The sequence below is a fragment of the Providencia sp. UF-183 genome (genome assembly GCF_058246155.1).
Genome location: NZ_JBSICD010000036.1, coordinates 1 through 19,016 on the forward strand (window position 1 = coordinate 1; position 19,016 = coordinate 19,016).

Here is a 19,016-nt window from a genome sequence, read left to right on the forward strand (position 1 = left end):
CCCCCCCCCCCCCCCAAAACAATTTAAGGGAAAAAAATGAGCTGTTTTCTTACTCAGAGAGCAACAAAATAAAATACATCGGAAGACGAGAAGAACTACAGGAGGGAAATATGTATTCAAAAATAAAACTTATAGTGGCTCTATGTCTAAAGCCACCATAGCAAAGAAAGGGGATTGTTAGCTAAACAGTAAAGGGATATTTGATAGCTTCATGGCATTGATACCCATCAAGTGTGAAGTCATCGGTAGTTACCCATGTTTCTATATCTTCTAACGTTCTAATTTCCGGATTCATTGTTAATGAAGGAGAAGAAAATGGTTCACGTTTTAATTGCACATCTCTCATCAACGGTAACTGGTTTTCATAAATATGTGCATTTACAATCTTATGATAGGCCTTACCTGCTTTATGGCCCGTGATCCGCGCCATTAAAGCAAGTAAAACAAAACATTGTACTTGATTGAAATTCAAACCGAGCGGAACATCACAGCTGCGCTGATATGATGTTAGATGCAGTGTATCGCCTAATAGTGAAAATGTATGAGTGTGCATACAAGGACGCAAGCACCCCATATCAAACTCACCTGGGTTATAGAAAGTGATGATTTCCGCGCGGTCATCAATACCATTTTTTAAGTTATTAACAACTTTCTGAAGTTGATCAAGATGAGTGCCATCTGGGCGTTGCCATGAGCGGCCTTGAACACCATAAACACGGCCCATATCATCCTCACCCTTCCGATGGGGATTATTCAGCCAAGCTTGGTTTTCATTCGCATTTGCGTTCCAAGTGTTGCAACCAATTTCACGAAATTGTGCTGCATTATCATAACCGCGCAAGTAACCGAGTAGCTCTGCAATCGCTGCTTTATAAAAGCTTTTACGAGTCGTAATCAAGGGGAATTGATTATTACCAACATCATATTCAAGATCGGCATTGATAATAGTTAAACAACGAACGCCTGTGCGTTTGTTTTCAACCCATTGCCCTTCATCAATAATACGTTGGCATAAATCTAGATACGGCTTCATAGTGGCTCTCTTTTATTCAAAAATAACTTAACTGGTATGCTTAGTACTAAATACGTTATCTTCAGCGAAATTGTTGTACTTAAAATACTAAGCTAACCACAATAACAATGCTAGCTAACTACCTTTAGGCTCTTTTTCTGGCTTATGAGCAGGAACATTTTTACCGTACTTATATGCCCATACAATCATTAAAATACCAATGACTATCATAGGAATAGATAAAATTTGCCCCATACTAATACCACCAAACAACCCAAGTTGAGCATCTGGCTGCCTAAAAAACTCCACAATAATCCTAAATGCACCGTAGCCGATTAAAAACAGCCCTGAGACACTGCCCATTGGCCTTGGTTTACGGACAAATAAGTTAAGAATAAGGAATAAAACAATGCCTTCTAAAAACATTTCATACAGCTGCGATGGATGCCTTGGTAACACACCATATTGCTCTAAGATCGGCAGTAAAGAAGGGTCTTGAGCCGCCAATTGGATATCTTCGCTGCGTGAATGCGGGAACAAGAAAGCCCAAGGTGTATCAAGGGTGACACGCCCCCACAACTCGCCATTAATGAAGTTACCGATACGCCCCATTCCTAAACCAAACGGGATCAATGGAGCCACAAAGTCAGAAACTTGGAGAAAACGACGACGAGTACGATGTGCAAACCACATCATGGCGCAAATAACACCAATTAAGCCGCCATGGAAGGACATTCCACCATCCCATACTTTAAAGAGATAAAGCGGGTCATCGAGGAAAACAGGGAGATTATAGAAAAATACGTAGCCAAGGCGGCCACCGACAAAAACACCAACAAAACCAACATATAGCAGGTTTTCAACTTCATTTTTAGTCCAGCCGCTATTTGGTTTTGCTGCACGGCGTCCCGCTAACCATAACGCAAAAACAAAACCAACAAGGTACATAAAACCATACCAGTGCAGCGATACTGGCCCAATTGAGAACATAACAGGATCAATTTCCGGAAATGCTAAGTAGCTGTTACTCATCGTTCCCCACTTTTAATGATTAAGCCAACACCTTGCTGGCCATAAAATATTCAATACGCTTCAATTAGTTGAAGAGCGCGAAAGCATACAACAAAAAACACAATGACTTATACTCGAATATATTCATTTTCGACTAATTTAGCGTCAGGCTAACAGGGAAAATAAGCTAAATACCACCACGAACAAACCCACCTAGACGGTGAATTTCCATAAAGAGGCTAGCTTCCTTCCTAACACTTTCACTTGTCTCTGCGGTTAATAATTTACCTACTAAATCAGACATTAACACGGGATCAAGCTGGCGGATAAGGTATTTCATCCGCGGAACACTCCGCCCACTCATACTTAAAGAGCGGTAACCAAGGGCAATTAATATCATAGCACTGAGTGGCTGGCCTGCCATCTCACCACACACACTAACAGGAAGCCCCAAGCGCTGACACTCTTCGCTGACCTTCGCAAGAAAGCGAATAATTGCAGGGTGGAGATTATCATATAGCGCCGCGACATGTGTATTATTGCGGTCAACAGCAAGTAAATATTGTGTAAAGTCATTGGTGCCAATAGAAATAAAATCGACACGTTTTTTTATCTCTGGCAATAAAAATAGCAATGAAGGTACTTCAAGCATCACGCCCACCTGCGGCATTTTTACTGGCTGCCCAAGCAACTGCCCCACCTCTTCTTTTGCTCTTTTTATTAACGAAATAGCTTCATCTATTTCATTAATACTCGTCACCATCGGCAAAAGAATCCGTAAATTTCCTGATAACACATTAGCCCGTAACATTGCCCTTAATTGAATTAAAAAAATCTCAGGTTGATCAAGCATAATGCGGATCCCTCGCCAGCCTAGGCTTGGATTTTCCTCACTAATAGGCATATACGGAAGCTGTTTATCTGCCCCAATATCAAGGGTACGTAACACGACTGGCTTTGTTGGAAATAGCTGTAAAACTTCTTTATATAGCTGTTTTTGTTCATCTTCTGAAGGAAAACCATTATGCAGCATAAACGGCAGTTCTGTGCGGTATAGCCCAACACCATCAACACCAATATTAATTTGCTGCTCATAGCGCGGACTCAACCCTGCATTTAGGTATATCTGTACCTGCTCACCACCTATTAAGGTCGCATCTTGCTCTAAGGTTCCCTCCGCCAAACGACTAATAACGTTTTCTTCTTCAATAATCTGCTGATATTCTTGAATAATTAGATTTTCGGGCTCAATAAAAACTTCGCCACGATAACCATCTAAAATCAAATGGCGGTTATGCAGTAAAGACGGTTCAATATCCGCCCCCATAATGGCAGGAATACCCATCGCTCGGATTAAAATTGCCGAGTGCGAGTGTGTTGCGCCATCACGTACGATAACACCCGCTAGTTGCTCCATTGGCAATTCAGCAAGCACACTGGCGCTGAGTTCATCAGCCACTAAAATAAAGCGTTCAGGCCATTGTTCATTCGCTGTTAACGTATCATCAAGATGGAATAATAAGCGCTGGCCTAACGCCTTAAGATCTGCGCCTCGCTCTCTTAAATAGAGATCACGTAAACGAGAAAATTGCTCAACATAGTTTTCGATAACTGTTTTCACAGCCCATTCAGCGGCTGCGCCACCATCAATGGCAGTAAATAAATGTTTTTTAAGCTGGGGGTCACTAAGCAGGTGATTATAAAGATCAAAAATTGCCGCACTTTCTTTCGCAGAGCTCGCCATAAAGCGCTTGCTGATCCGCCGGCACTCGGCTGTTGCACTTTCTAATGCCGTGATTAAACGTTGTTTTTCGCTGTCGATATCAATGGCACTGGTTTGACTGATACTGTCAAAAGAAGGTTGCGAAGTATCTTGCCAACCATAGGCCATTGAAATTCCCTGAGAAACAGGGATGGCTTTAATTCTATTTTGCCGATATTGCCCAAAAATTCCTTTGGCTTGTGCTTGCGATAGGATCACCGCGAGCTGCATCGACAGTGTCACCATAAAAGATTCTTCTGTCTCATTAAACAATCGTTTCTCACGCTGTTGAACCACCAGCACGCCAAGTAGTTGTCGACGATAAACAATGGGGACACCAAGAAAGGCTTTAAGTTGCTCTTCTTTTAATTGAGGAAGGTATTTGTATTGAGGATGTTCACGGGCATCAGCGAGGTTTAGCATTTCAGATTGGCGCCCAACCGCACCAACAACGCCTTCGTCAAAGCCAAGGCGAATAGCAATCCCGCTAGGTTTCTTTAACCCGCGGGTTGCCATTAAGTAATAGCATTGGCGGGGATGATCGGCTAAGTAAATCGAACACACATCAGTTCGCATTGCTTTGCAGGTCTCGTCCACCAATACTTCAAGCGCATCGGTCAAACTTGTCGCCATCGCAACTTTTTCGACAATTTCACGTAAACGCATCAACATAGGCTTACTTTGCTCCGCGCCTACGGTTATTAAAAGCAGGTCGTTGTGGTAATTTTTGTTCCTGTAAAGGCATTACAATTGGAGCGAATTCCTTCATAACACGGCGATAAACTTCCCGTTTAAAAGAAACCACCTGCCTGACAGGATACCAATAACTGACCCATCGCCAGCCATCAAATTCTGGCGATTTACTGCGCTGCACGTTTATATCAGCATCATTACATTGCAGTTGGAGTAAAAACCAACGCTGTTTCTGCCCAATACAAACCGGTTTTGTATCCCAACGCACCAAACGCTTGGGTAATTTGTAACGTAACCAATTACGGGTAGATGCCAATAACCTGACATCCTTACGCTGTAGCCCAACTTCTTCGTATAACTCACGATACATCGCTTGCTCTGGTGATTCCCCCGGATTGATGCCTCCTTGAGGGAACTGCCAAGAGTGTTGACCATAGCGGCGAGCCCATAAAACCTGCCCTTGCCGATTACAAATTACGATTCCTACATTCGGGCGGTAGCCATCATCATCAATCACTCGACTACCCCAATAACCAAATTTGAAAGATGCCTAATTGTTTCACACATACCCTAACTGGTAAACCTATATCAATACAGTTTGCAGATATGTCCGAAGTCTCTACAATAGTGAGCGTCTCAACGGGGTGCCAAATTTATTTTGGCTGAGAAATAACCCGTAGAACCTGATCCGGTTAATACCGGCGTAGGGATTTGAGCCACCGCTTGCAAACCTGCATCGGTTCACTCTCAAATCCTGTGTCACTCTCTTTTAGCGCAGGAAAAAGCATGTTTAAAAACAAAATTATAGCATCGATTTTGACCCTTAGTGCACTCGGTTTAAGTCAATTGGCATGGGCAGAGAAACCAACCCTAACTGTCTATACCTATGACTCCTTTGCCGCAGAGTGGGGACCGGGTCCGCAAATTAAAAAGAATTTTGAAGCCCAGTGTGACTGCGAATTAAAAATTGTTGCCTTGGGGGATGGCGTTGCGCTGTTAAACCGTTTAAGAATGGAAGGAAAAAAAAGTAAAGCTGACGTCATTTTAGGCTTAGATAACAACCTATTAGATTCCGCCGAAAAAACAGGCCTCTTTGTCCCTGCTGAAATTGACACGGCAGCCTTAAAATTACCTATTGCATGGGATAGCTCTATTTTCATTCCTTATGATTATGGCTATTTCGCTTTCATTTATGACAAAAATAAAATCCAACAACCGCCCACAAGTATGGATGCGCTATTAAATAGCGAAAATAACTGGAAAATCATCTACCAAGACCCACGCACCAGCACGCCAGGGCTTGGCCTGATGTTATGGATTGAAAAACTATATGGTGATAAATCCGCAGATGCTTGGAAAAAAATGGCAGGAAAAACCTTAACGGTCACAAAAGGTTGGAGCGAAGCATACGGCTTATTCTTAAAAGGTGAAGGAGATTTCGTTCTGAGCTATACCTCATCGCCGGGCTACCAGATGCTCAACGACAAAAAAGATAACTACGCCGCAGCCTTGTTTGATGAAGGCCATTACATGCAAGTAGAAGTCGCTGCAAGGTTGAAAAACAGCCCACAACCTGAACTCGCTAAGCAATTTTTACAATTCGTTTTAACACCTGAATTCCAAAACACTTTACCGACTACTAACTGGATGTATCCGGTGATTGATATCCCTCTGCCAGAGGTTTATAACCAACTGCCTCTGCCAGAAAAAGCCTTACAATTTAGTTCACAAGAAGTGGCTAAAGAACGTCAAAACTGGACGCGTTTATGGCAAACCGCCGTCAGTCGTTAATTAATCTCTCTTTATTACCGGGAGCTTTTGCTTCCGGTTTATTAATTGCGATAGCGCTTCTCAGTTTTGGAGCGCTGTGGTTTTTTGCGCCTGAAATCGCCATTGATGACATCATCAGCGACAGTTACCTATGGCATGTCATTGGCTTTACCTTTTGGCAGGCATTTTTATCCGCTATTTTTTCCGTGCTTCCTGCCATTTTACTTGCAAGAGCACTTTACCGTCGTCGTTTTTGGGGGCGTACATTATTTATACGCCTCTGCGCGATGACACTTGTCTTACCCGTTTTAGTGGCTGTTTTTGGGATTTTATCGGTATACGGGCAAACAGGTTGGCTGGCAAAAACCTTCGACTGGCTCGGGGTGGAATACAGCTTTTCGCCCTACGGATTAAAAGGAATTTTACTTGCACATATTTTCTTTAATATGCCCCTCGCCACAAGAATGTTATTGCAATCCTTAGAAAATATCGCCATTGAACAGCGTCAAATGACTGCGCAATTAGGCTTTAATGAGTGGCAACAATTTAGAATTTTAGAATGGCCTTATTTGCGTAGGCAAATCCTCCCTACCGCATCACTGATCTTTATGTTGTGCTTTGCTAGCTTTGCCACCGTACTCGCTTTAGGTGGCGGCCCTGCGGCAACAACGATTGAACTCGCAATCTATCAAGCGCTTAATTATGATTTTGATCTTGGTAGAGCGACAATTTTGGCGCTCATCCAATTATTTTTCTGTCTTGGATTGATGTTTATCTGTCAAAAAATCAATAATTTATTTTCAGTTGGTTTTAGCCAGCAAACACAATGGGTAGACCCCGCAGATAACCTTTTTCGCCGTATTCGTGATTGCTTGTTAATTACTGCGGCGATGTTATTGTTGCTCCCCCCGCTGCTTGCCGTCGTTTTCGATGGTTTAAATGGGCAGCTATTATCGGTCTTACAGCAACCTGCATTATGGCAAGCCACAGGAACATCGCTGTTTATTGCGCTCTGCGCTGGTGTAGTTTGTGTCACTCTCACCTTGATGCTGCTTTGGAGTAGCCGTGAGCTGCGTTTACGCCAAGCCGTGCGACTTGGACAAGCGATTGAGTTAAGCGGCTTAATTATTTTAGCGATGCCTGGGATCGTCCTTGCAACAGGTTTTTTTATCTTTTTCAATGAAACCATTGGGCTACCTGAATCTCCCTACCCCTTGGTGATAATGACCAATGCCCTGTTGGCTATCCCTTATGCTTTAAAAGTCCTCGAAAACCCTATGAGAGACACCGCGGAGCGATATAACCCTTTATGCCAATCCTTAGCGATCACCGGGTTTAACCGCTTTAAAATTATTGAGCTCAAAGCACTACGTAAACCAATTGCCCAAGCTCTCGCATTTGCTTGTGTGATTTCAGTGGGGGATTTCGGCATCGTAGCCCTGTTTGGTAATGAAAATTTCCGCACGCTTCCCTATTATTTGTACCAGCAAATTGGGGCATATCGCACCAATGATGGCGCGGTAACTGCGATGCTGCTGCTATTGCTGTGTTTTTGTTTATTTAGCCTGCTCGAACGCATTTCAGGAAAACACCATGATTAAGCTGACAAATTTAGATTACCAATATGATAACTTAACGATGTCGTTTGATTTTTCAGTAAAATCAGGGGAATGTATCGCTATCATGGGACCAAGTGGTGCGGGGAAAAGCACGTTACTGAGCTTAATTAGCGGCTTTCAATTTCCCAAAACAGGCACAATAGAACTTAATGGGCAAGATCACACCTTCACGCCACCAGCACAGCGCCCTGTTTCCATGCTATTTCAAGAAAACAATTTATTTGCGCACTTAACGATACGGCAAAATATCGGCCTCGGTTTGCAGCCAAGCCTGCGATTGAACTCGGCGCAAATGCAGGTCGTCGAGCAAATTGCGGCTCATGTCAGTTTAACTGAGTGCTTAGACCGCTTGCCAGCACAGCTTTCAGGTGGGCAACGCCAACGTGCCGCCCTTGCCCGCTGTTTGGTTCGCAATCAACCGATTTTATTGCTTGATGAGCCTTTTTCAGCCCTCGACCCTGCCCTGCGCCATGAAATGCTTATGTTGTTAAAAACGGTTTGTGCAGAAAAATCCATCACATTGTTAATGGTGTCTCATAATGTGGATGACGCCCTGCAAATTGCCCCAAGAACGTTAGTCATCTCTGATGGTGTAATTGCCTATGACGGTGATACACAAGCTTTATTACAAGGGCAAAGTGCAGCTTCTGCACTGCTTCGTGTCACCGACACCAATTAATACTGTATAAATTCACACTACTGTCGTATATTATTGGGTAACTTAGCAAACCGAGTTGCCCAATGCCCCAACTAATGCCCCCTGCACAACAAGGCTTTATCTTAAGCCGGCACTGGAAAGACACCCGCCAAGGCGTCGAGGTCACGTATTGGCTTCTCACAGACACACACCCGCAAAAAATAACCATTCCCAATCAAAAAGCAGTTGGCTTTTTATCGGCTTCAAAGCTACCAATTGTTCAGCATCTTTTAGATGAACAACCGAATGTCAGCTATCGATTACTTGAACTCTCTGACTTTCAAAGGGAAAAAGTCTACGCCATTTATTGTCACCAATATCGCCAATTACAGAATATCGAAAAAAGCTGTAAAGAATTCGGCGTTGAGCTGTTTGAAACCGATATTCGCCCTTGTGAACGCTATTTAATGGAGCGATTTATTACAGCGCCTGTGTGGTTTTCTCGTAATTCACGCGGTGAATACCAACTCAAGTCTTGTGAAGGTTATCGACCAAAAATTAAAGCGGTATCTCTTGATATCGAAACCAGCCAACATGGTGAGCTATATTCCATAGGGCTATCTGGTTGTGGTGACAACGTGGTGTTTATGTTAGGCCCAGAGCAAGGCCCTGCATTAAATTCGGCTCACCGCCTAGTGTATGCAAGTAGCCGGCCTCAATTGCTAGAGAAACTCAATGAATGGCTACAACAGTACGACCCTGATGCCATAATCGGTTGGAACTTAATCCAGTTCGACTTACAGGTTTTGCAAAAACACGCAGAACGCTATGGCATTCCGCTGTTATTTGGGCGGCAAGGGACAAAACTTGAGTGGCGGGAGCACGGCTTCAAACAAGGCGTTTTCTTCGCTTCAGCCCAAGGTCGACTTATTATCGACGGTATTGATGCACTCAAAAATGCGACATGGCATTTTGCTTCGTTTAGTTTGGAATTTGTCGCCCAAGAGCTTCTCGGGGAAGGTAAGGCGATTGATACCCCCTACGACCGAATGGACGAAATTAACCGCCGCTTTGCTCACGATAAACCCGCATTAGCACACTACAACATTCAAGACTGCGTTTTAGTCCACCGTATATTCGAAAAAACCGATCTCATGGCGTTCTTGCAAGAGCGTTCGTCGGTCACAGGCTTAGTAGCAGATAAAATGGGAGGCTCCGTTGCGGCATTTTCCCACCTTTATATTCCGCGGTTACATCGCCTTGGCTTCGTTGCACCAAATATAACTGAGCACAAGATGCAGTTAAACCCAGGTGGATTTGTGATGGATTCTCAACCGGGGCTGTATGACTCTGTGTTAGTGTTGGACTACAAAAGCCTGTACCCATCAATTATTCGTACCTTTTTAATTGACCCCGCAGGTATGATTGAAGGACTTGCTCACCCTGAACCACAACATTCTGTGCAAGGTTTTCGCCAAGCATGGTTTTCACGTACGACCCATTGTTTACCCGATATTGTTAGCCATATTTGGCAAGCGCGCGATAAAGCCAAAAAAGAACACAATGCACCGCTTTCCCAAGCCCTAAAAATTATTATGAATGCCTTTGCTGGCGTGCTTGGCGCTGAAGGCTGCCGTTTCTTTGACCCACGCTTAACGGCCTCAATTACGATGCGCGGCCATGAAATCATGCGTACAACCAAGCAATTGATTGAATCCCAAGGTTACCAAGTCATTTATGGGGATACAGACTCCACATTTGTTTGGCTACGTGAGCAACACACTGAAGAACAAGCGCAAAAGATTGGCTATGCGCTTCGTGATTACGTCAATGATTGGTGGAAACAGCATTTAAAGGATGAATGGCAGCTCGAAGGTGTGCTTGAACTTGAGTACGAAACACATTATCGCCGTTTTCTTATGCCAACCGTGCGTGGCGCTGAAATGGGCAGTAAAAAACGTTATGCGGGTTTAAGCCAAGATAAAATGATATTCAAAGGGCTAGAAACGATCCGTTCAGATTGGACGCCACTTGCACAAATTTTTCAAAAAGAGCTCTACACTCGAATTTTTCATCGTCAATCGTATCGTGAATATATTCGTGAATATATCCAAAATATTCGAGCAGGTAAATTTGATGACCGCTTGGTTTACCGTAAACGCTTACGTCGAAAACTCACTGATTACCAACGAAATGTACCACCACATGTTCGCGCGGCACGTGCCGCAGATGACTATAATATAAAATTACAGCGCCCGTTACAGTACCAAAATGGGGGTTGGATAAGCTATATCATCACACAGGCAGGGCCTGAACCACTCGAAATCGTAACAGCAAGGCCAGATTATGAACACTATATTTCTAAGCAAATCAAACCAATAGCCGATGCTATCTTACCTTTCTTAGAGGATGACTTCGATACCCTATTAACAGGCCAAATTACCCTGTTGTTCTAAAATTTATTATTCCACTGATGCTTTTTTAACAGGTGACGATAAGCCGCGGTTGAATTAATATAACGCCCCTTTGATATCCGCACAGCTCGACTGCACAAATAATGCGCGATAATCAGTAATACTCGTTATAATTCAATCAGCACTTTTTGCCTTATCTTCAGTGTATTTTTCGCTAAGAAGTTAAAGCAATGACAGTGAGCCACTGCAATTTGAATTTATTAATGTGTATAATTAATCATCAGGTAATGACTATTTTTACAAAAAATCGAACTCTTCCTTGTGCAACAGATGATTAGTTGCACCAACACTGGGCGAAGACTCTGATAAAAATTGTCTAAAAAAATCTAAGAATAACTCACAAATTTATGGAATTAAGTTAAATCTATGCCATTTACTCTTGGTCAACGCTGGATCAGCGATACAGAAAGCGAACTTGGATTAGGCGCCGTTGTGGCTATCGATACCCGCATGGTAACGTTACTTTTCCCTGCTAGTGGCGAAAACCGCCTTTACTCACGCAGTGATGCGCCGATTACCCGAGTGATGTTTAATGAAGGTGATACCATCACCAGCCACGATGGCTGGCAACTTCAAGTTGAAAGCATTGAAGAAGATAAAGGATTATTAACTTACATTGGTACGCGCTTAGACACGCAAGAAACTGATGTAAGCCTCAGAGAAGTGTTTCTCGATAGCAAATTGACCTTCAATAAACCCCAAGACCGTTTATTTGCAGGCCAGATTGACCGTATGGATCGCTTTGCACTGCGTTTTCGCGCCCGTAAATTCCAAAGCGAGCAAGTTAAGCACCAAGCAACAGGCCTGCGCGGCATACGCGCCAGTTTAATTCCACACCAGTTACACATCGCCAACGAAGTAGGCAAACGCCATAATCCACGCGTTTTACTCGCAGATGAAGTGGGCTTAGGGAAAACCATCGAAGCTGGGATGATCATCCACCAGCAACTTATTGCTGGCCGTGCTGAGCGTGTCCTTATCATCGTTCCTGAGAGCTTGCAGCATCAATGGCTGGTGGAAATGCTTCGCCGTTTTAACCTGCGTTTCTCGCTGTTTGATGATAGCCGTTATAGCGAAGCACAACACGACAGCGATAACCCATTCGAAACTGAACAATTAGTCTTATGTTCATTGGATTTTGTCCGCCGCAACAAGCAGCGTTTCGACCAACTGGTTGAAGCAGGCTGGGATATGATGGTTGTCGATGAAGCTCACCATTTACAATGGAGTGAAGCTGCACCAAGCCGCGAGTACCAAGTAATTGAAACGCTAGCAGAAAGCGTTCCTTCAGTCCTTCTGTTAACCGCAACACCTGAACAGCTCGGTCAAGAAAGCCACTTCGCTCGATTGCGCCTGCTCGACCCAAGCCGTTTCCATGATTATGCGGAGTTTGTTGCTGAGCAGGATAACTACCGCCCAGTCGCCGATGCTGTTTCATTGTTATTATCAGGCGATAAACTGACCAATGATCAACAGAACTTACTCAATGATTTGATCAAAGAGCAAGATATTGAGCCATTGCTGAAAGCCGCTAATCTCGAAACGGAAGATGGCACTGCCGCTCGCCAAGAGCTAATTAACATGCTGATGGACAGACACGGCACGAGCCGCCTGTTATTCAGAAACACCCGTAATGGTGTTAAAGGCTTCCCGCGTCGTGAGCTGCATTCGTTAAAAATGCCATTACCGACCCAATACCAGACCGCAATTAAAGTGGCGGGTATTATGGGCACCAAAAAAGACACCGAAACTCGCGCCAAAGAGATGCTGTACCCGGAGCAAATTTACCAAGAGTTTGAAGGTGAAAATGCGACGTGGTGGAACTTCGACCCCCGTGTTGAATGGTTGATGGGCTTTTTAACCGCGAATCGCAATGAGAAAGTCTTGGTTATCTGCGCAAAAGCGGCGACTGCACTGCAATTAGAGCAAGTTTTACGTGAACGTGAAGCGATTCGAGCTGCCGTCTTCCACGAAGGGTTATCCCTGTTAGAGCGTGACCGCGCCGCCGCGTATTTTGCTTCTCAAGAAGAAGGCGCACAGGTATTACTGTGCTCTGAAATTGGTTCAGAAGGCCGTAACTTCCAGTTCGCAAACCAGTTAGTCATGTTTGACCTGCCGTTTAACCCTGATTTGCTAGAACAGCGTATTGGTCGTTTAGACCGTATTGGCCAAAGCCGTGACATCAGCATTCATGTGCCTTTCTTAGAAAACACCGCGCAAGCCGTGCTTATCCGTTGGTATCACGAAGGCTTAGATGCCTTTGAACACACCTGCCCGACAGGTCGCGCCATTTACGATAAATACTACCAACCGTTGCTGCAATTTATGGCTGAACCGACTGTTACTGAAGGGTTTGATGAGTTTATCAAAACGTGCCGTGACGAACATGACAGCTTAAAACTGCAATTAGAACAAGGCCGTGACCGTTTGCTGGAAATGCACTCGAACGGCGGAGATGCAGGTAACCAGCTAGCAGAAGAAATTGGTGAAGGCGATAACGACACTGAGCTGGTTAACTTCGCACTAAACTTGTTTGATATTGTTGGTATTAATCAGGAAGATAAGAGCGATAACTTAATCATCTTAACGCCATCCGACTATATGTTAGTCCCTGATTTTCCGGGTCTTCCACAAGATGGTTGCACCATCACGTTTGATAGGGAGCAAGCGCTTTCCCGTGAAGATACGCAATTTATCAGCTGGGAACACCCGATCATCCGTAATGGGTTAGATTTAGTGTTATCGAGCGATACGGGCAGCTGCGCAGTTTCTTTATTGAAAAACAAAGCATTACCTGTCGGCACATTATTAACTGAGTTAATTTATGTGGTCGAAGCGCAAGCGCCAAAAAACTTGCAAATCAGCCGTTTCTTACCCGCGACACCTGTACGTTTATTAATTGATTTAAAAGGCAATAACTTATCATCTCAAGTTGAATTTGAAAGTTTTAACCGCCAATTAAATGCGATTAACCGCCATATGGCGAGCAAACTGGTGAATGCAGTACAAAACGAAGTGCATTCCGTTCTGCGTTTGTCTGAACCGATGGTTGAAAAAGAAGCGAAATTACTGATTGAGAGCGCAAAAGATGCCGCTGATAAAGCGTTAACCTTAGAACTTTCACGTTTAGAAGCGCTAAAAGCGGTCAACCCAAATATCCGTGATGAAGAACTGGATATTATCGAGGAAGAACGCCAACAACTGATGACTAATATTGACCAAGCCACATGGCGCCTCGATGCCATCCGCTTAGTTATTGTCACGCATCAGTAAGCCATAACAATCGAACCATAGAACACTTTATGGTTCGATAATTAATTTAAAATCTACAACTCGATTTACTTAAGTAATAATTGAATTACCCTAAATAATTCGTGTTGTAGGTAGGCGGCAAATGAAGCTATCTCAGGGAGCATACACAAGTATGTAACCTGAGTAGATGAATGAAGCCAACACCCCTACAACTTGAAGTATGACGGGTAATTTTATGGAACCTTACCATCCCTCCATTGAACCTTGGCTGCATGTGCTCTACCAAGATGAACACATCATTGTGGTGAATAAGCCAAGTGGGCTACTTTCTGTGCCCGGAAAAGCCCCTGAGCACCATGACAGCATTATGAGCCGCGTTCAGCGTGATTTTCCTGCGGCAGAATCTGTTCACCGACTTGATATGGCAACTAGCGGTGTCATGGTCGTTGCGCTGCATAAAGCCGCTGAGCGTGAACTCAAGCGCCAATTTAGAGAGCGTGAGCCTAAAAAAGTCTATATTGCGCGAGTTTGGGGGCAATTAGAGAAAGAAGAAGGGTTGATTGATTTACCGCTGATTTGCGATTGGCCCAATCGGCCAAAGCAAAAAGTGTGCTTTGAAACGGGTAAGTCTGCACAAACAGAATACCAAGTATTGGCGCGTGAAGAACAAGCGACTCGCGTAAAATTGTCACCGATTACAGGGCGTTCCCACCAATTACGCGTTCATATGCTTGCATTGGGTCACCCTATCCTTGGCGATCGCTTCTATGCCCACGACGAGGCCAAAGCCCTCGCACCTCGCTTGCAGTTACATGCTCAGGAGTTATATATCACCCATCCTGAATATGGCACACCAATGCATTTTACCTGCCAGCCCGATTTTTAGGTTTACTCAATCGATTGACTGCATCCCATCCCCTAAATAGTTCGCGCTACCGCAAAGCGTCGACTGAATGAATCCCTAGAAGCGTAGATAACTACGTGACTAGGGTTTGCAAACACGCCAACAGCGCTGCGGCGCGAAATATGACGGGATTAAATAGTTCGAAAGCTAGGGGCTATTGAGTGCAGCCAATGCTTTTAGTGTATATGACGCAGTTTAGCTTTAGGACTAGATTAAACCACACTATTCCCCTAAATAATTCGAGCTATAGGTAGGCAGCAAATTGAGGATATCTCAGGGAGCATGCAAAATTATGTGACTAGGGTTCGCGAACGCAGCCAACAACGCTGCGGCGCGAAGTATGACGGGGAAAATTATTTGAAGCCAAGCTCCTTCTTAACTAAGTCATAAGCCGCTTGGATTGATTGAGCCTTCTGCTTCGCAATTTCCATCATTTCTGGCGGTAAACCTTTTGCCACTAATTTGTCTGGATGGTGTTCGCTCATTAACTTGCGATATGCTCGCTTAATCTTAGTCGGCTCATCGCTAGGAGACACGCCAAGGACTTTACAGGCATCTTCGAGTGTTGGGCCATTAGATTGCTGGTAATAGCCCCCTGATTGCTGCTGGGAGTATCCTTGACCGAATTGGCGGCCACTTTGGATCATATCCAAGAATTGCTCGAACTGAACTTTAGAAATTCCGAGCTCTTCTGCAATGATAAACAGCACTTTTCTTTCGTTTGGATGAAGGGAACCATCGGCAAAAGCGGCCTGTAATTGAATTTCCAGAAACATCTGAATCAGGTCGAATCGACCGTAACATGCCATGCGTAATTGTTTTAGAACATCACGTAAAGGAAAGTTAGGTGACTTCCCTTCTCGAAAGGCTTGTTGCGCTGCTTTTCGGGTTTCGCCGTGCAGTTGCATTCTGTCCATCAAATTTGATGCAAGCTGAATATCCGTCTCAGTTACACGGCCTTTAGACTTGGTTAAATGCCCTAAAATTTGGAAGGTGCTCGCAAAGAAAATAATTTGACGATCACGCTTATTCATCGACCCGGCAAATTTACGTTGTATTGATGCTTTATCAAAGCCGTGGCCAATAATTAACCCCGCTAACGCCCCCCAAAAACCTAATCCAGAGACGATTGCGAGTATTACGCCAATAATTTTACCCCAATAGTGCATATATCCCTCAATTCTTCAATGCTCAAAATGCAATTTTGCATTATCATACTATTCATTCTGCTCTATGCATAACTACCCGCGCGTAAAGTTTCTTACATTATACTGGCGCAAAGTGGTTGGCTAAGTTAGTCTTTGAGCGTTTGCTGGCTGTGCCAATGATGACGGAACCGCATATTTAATGATGAAAAAAAGCTATCCAACACTAGTTGCTACCCTTGTATGGGCGGCTATTTATAGTCAGCAAGCGCATGCTGACCTTGCGCAGCAGTGTATGCTGGGCGTCCCTGTTTACACAAAACCGATTGTAAAAGGTGACCCTAACAACCTGCCAATTAACATTACGGCTGAAGATGTTCGTGGTGAATACCCTAATTTTGTTGAATATGACGGCAATGTCGATATCCAACAAGGGAACCAAACGCTGACCGCTGATAAGGTTAAACTAACGCAAACTGAAACTGCGGGGCAGCCACCTGTTCGCGAAGTGACTGCAACAGGTAATGTTCACTATGATGACCCGCAAATTATCTTAAAAGGCCCTTCTGCTTGGTCTAACTTAGATAATAAAAATACCGACGTAAACGACGGTAACTACATGATGGTCGGTCGCCAAGGCCGCGGTGACGCGACGAAAATGAAAATGCGTGGCGAAAACCGCTATTCCATCATGGAAAACGGGACATTCACCACCTGCTTACCGGGTAACAATAGCTGGAGCGTTGCAGGGTCTGAAGTCATTATCGACCGTGAAGAAGAAGTCGCGGAAATTTGGCATGCGCGCTTTAAAGTCGGTGATGTTCCGATTTTCTACAGCCCCTACATGCAATTACCGATTGGTAACAAGCGTCGCTCTGGTTTCTTAATTCCAACAGGCAGCTATTCAAACAACGACGGCTTAGAGTTCTCTTTACCGTATTATTGGAATATTGCCCCGAATTACGATGCGACCATCACACCTCAGTTTATGACCCACAGAGGCGTGAAATTAAACAACGAATTCCGTTACCTTATCACGCCGGGAACCGGCACAGTTGCTTTTGATTACATCGCCCGTGACCGTGCTTATATCAAAGATAAAGATCGTGAAAAACGTGCAGCTCGTGATAGCGATGACCGTTGGCTATTCTACTGGCGCCATTCAGGCACCTACGCGGGGCACTGGAATTTTGCGTCTGACTACACCAAGGTTAGCGATCCGCAATACTTTACCGATTTTAGCTCCCAGTACGGTAGTACAACCGATGGTTACGCCACGCAAAAATTCAGCGCGGGCTATTCAGATACCAACTGGAATGCGAAAGTTACCCACAAACAATTCCAAATTTTTGCGGATAACCCGAACAAACGAGCTTACAAAGCAGAGCCACAAGTTGACTTCAATTATTATAAAAATAATTTAGGTGCTTTTGATGTGCATACCTATGCACAAGCCGCTCGCTTTACCAGCGTAGGTAAAAATAACCCTGATGCAACGCGTTTACACATTGAGCCTGAAGTGAACCTGCCATTATCAAATGGCTGGGCAAACATGAATAACAGCATCAAACTGTATGCGACCCATTACGACCAAGATATTCCAACATCAAATACGGATAGCAGCCTAGAGAAAAACGTTAGCCGTGTGCTCCCAATGTTTAAGAGTGATGCAAAAGTCGTTTTCGAGCGAGACCTTTTCCAAGGCAGTGATTATGTACAAACATTAGAGCCTCGCGTTCAATACTTGTATATTCCCTATAAAGATCAGGACAATATCAATAACTTTGACTCCTCTTTACTGCAATCAGATTACAGCGGTTTATTCCGTGAGCGTATTTACAGTGGTCTTGACCGCATCGCCTCTGCAAATCAATTCACGACCGGTTTAACGACCCGCGTTTATGATGATGCACTCGCGGAACGCTTTAATTTCTCTGTAGGGCAAATCTATTACTTTGAGCGTCCACGTGCAGGAAACTCTAACCGCCCTATCGATGATAAGAGCAACACAGGTTCTTTACTGTGGGCAACAGATTCCATGTGGCGTATTGATGAGAACTGGGGTATTCGTGGTGGGTTACAGTACGACCGTCGCCTCGGTAACGTCACAATGGGTAATGCCGTTGCAGAGTACCGTTTAGATGCTGACCGCTTAGTTCAGTTGAACTACCGCTTTGTTGACCGTGATTATATTCAAGCTACTTTCCGTCGAGATGAGGCCGAGAATGGCGGTTATACCTATACACTTCCTGAATATCAACAAGGTATTTCCCAAGTTGGTACGGTGGTGAGCTGGCCATTAAGCGAACAATGGGGCTTTGTTGGTTCCTATTATTACGATACAAAACAACAGCAATCTGCAAGCCAACTGGTTGGGTTGCAATACAATACCTGTTGTTGGGCAGTCAACCTTGGTTATGAACGTAAGATTGTTGGTTGGCAAAAAGAGAAGTTCAGCAGCGAATATGATAATAAATGGTCAGTCAATGTGGAACTTAGAGGCCTAAATAACAATCATAGTTTAGGTAGTCAGAAAATGTTAGAAGCGGGTATCATGCCTTACCAGCGTGCTTTCTGATAACAAATAGCATCGTTTATTCTGAATAACATGCGATTTACTCTGAATAATTTGAGAGACACTTACTCTAAATAATTCGAGATGCAGTTAGGCGACAAATGAGCGAGTCGCTAGGAGCATACATCAGTATGTGACTTGCGCGAGTGAGTGCAGTCAACA

General features: G+C 44.1%; 12 protein-coding genes and 1 riboswitch. Of the genes, 7 read left to right on the forward strand and 5 right to left on the reverse strand.

What is annotated here, in order from left to right; translation table 11 throughout:
* Positions 1-181 precede the first annotated feature (181 nt).
* From AC4IFT_RS21500 to rppH, 4 genes are all read right to left on the reverse strand, one after another.
* Positions 182-1,033: a thymidylate synthase gene (locus AC4IFT_RS21500; RefSeq protein ID WP_490735878.1), complete on the reverse strand. Its 852-nt coding sequence runs from the start codon at positions 1,031-1,033 to the stop codon at positions 182-184.
* A gap of 114 nt (positions 1,034-1,147) precedes the next feature.
* Positions 1,148-2,044, reverse strand: a complete 897-nt coding sequence (lgt, locus tag AC4IFT_RS21505) for a prolipoprotein diacylglyceryl transferase (RefSeq protein ID WP_490735880.1) — start codon at positions 2,042-2,044, stop codon at positions 1,148-1,150.
* 166 nt (positions 2,045-2,210) lie between these two features.
* Positions 2,211-4,457 (reverse strand): phosphoenolpyruvate--protein phosphotransferase, encoded by a 2,247-nt coding sequence (gene ptsP, locus AC4IFT_RS21510; RefSeq protein WP_490752700.1) that lies wholly within the window; start codon positions 4,455-4,457, stop codon positions 2,211-2,213.
* A 4-nt stretch (positions 4,458-4,461) separates the two neighbouring features.
* Entirely contained in the window at positions 4,462-4,995 is a 534-nt protein-coding gene (gene rppH, locus AC4IFT_RS21515) for an RNA pyrophosphohydrolase (protein ID WP_490735884.1), read from the reverse strand.
* A gap of 113 nt (positions 4,996-5,108) precedes the next feature.
* Positions 5,109-5,206, forward strand: a riboswitch (TPP riboswitch).
* Positions 5,207-5,264: 58 nt separating this feature from the next.
* Between rppH and thiB the strand changes: the two genes are divergently transcribed.
* The 6 genes from thiB (at position 5,265) to rluA (ending at position 15,116) form a co-directional block, all read left to right on the forward strand.
* Positions 5,265-6,269, forward strand: coding sequence for a thiamine ABC transporter substrate binding subunit (gene thiB, locus AC4IFT_RS21520; RefSeq protein ID WP_490752702.1), 1,005 nt, complete (start codon positions 5,265-5,267; stop codon positions 6,267-6,269).
* Positions 6,245-7,849, forward strand: a complete 1,605-nt coding sequence (gene thiP, locus AC4IFT_RS21525) for a thiamine/thiamine pyrophosphate ABC transporter permease ThiP (RefSeq protein WP_490735888.1) — start codon at positions 6,245-6,247, stop codon at positions 7,847-7,849. The genes thiB and thiP overlap by 25 nt, the downstream gene beginning before the upstream one ends.
* A complete protein-coding gene (thiQ, locus tag AC4IFT_RS21530) occupies positions 7,842-8,546 on the forward strand; it encodes a thiamine ABC transporter ATP-binding protein ThiQ (protein WP_490735890.1) in 705 nt (234 codons plus the stop codon). The genes thiP and thiQ overlap by 8 nt, the downstream gene beginning before the upstream one ends.
* Before the next feature lie 62 nt (positions 8,547-8,608).
* On the forward strand, positions 8,609-10,960 hold the full coding sequence (locus AC4IFT_RS21535; protein WP_490752704.1) for a DNA polymerase II: 2,352 nt from the start codon (positions 8,609-8,611) through the stop codon (positions 10,958-10,960).
* A gap of 384 nt (positions 10,961-11,344) precedes the next feature.
* Complete coding sequence (gene rapA / locus AC4IFT_RS21540; protein ID WP_490752705.1) at positions 11,345-14,251, forward strand: RNA polymerase-associated protein RapA; 2,907 nt, start codon at positions 11,345-11,347, stop codon at positions 14,249-14,251.
* A 214-nt stretch (positions 14,252-14,465) separates the two neighbouring features.
* Positions 14,466-15,116, forward strand: a complete 651-nt coding sequence (rluA, locus tag AC4IFT_RS21545; RefSeq protein WP_490735896.1) for a bifunctional tRNA pseudouridine(32) synthase/23S rRNA pseudouridine(746) synthase RluA — start codon at positions 14,466-14,468, stop codon at positions 15,114-15,116.
* A gap of 371 nt (positions 15,117-15,487) precedes the next feature.
* Here rluA and djlA read toward each other — a convergent pair whose 3' ends face one another.
* Positions 15,488-16,303, reverse strand: a complete 816-nt coding sequence (gene djlA, locus AC4IFT_RS21550; protein ID WP_219244430.1) for a co-chaperone DjlA — start codon at positions 16,301-16,303, stop codon at positions 15,488-15,490.
* A gap of 178 nt (positions 16,304-16,481) precedes the next feature.
* Here djlA and lptD point away from each other — a divergent pair, with 178 nt between their 5' ends.
* Positions 16,482-18,857, forward strand: coding sequence for an LPS assembly protein LptD (gene lptD, locus AC4IFT_RS21555; protein WP_490735899.1), 2,376 nt, complete (start codon positions 16,482-16,484; stop codon positions 18,855-18,857).
* Positions 18,858-19,016 lie beyond the last annotated feature (159 nt).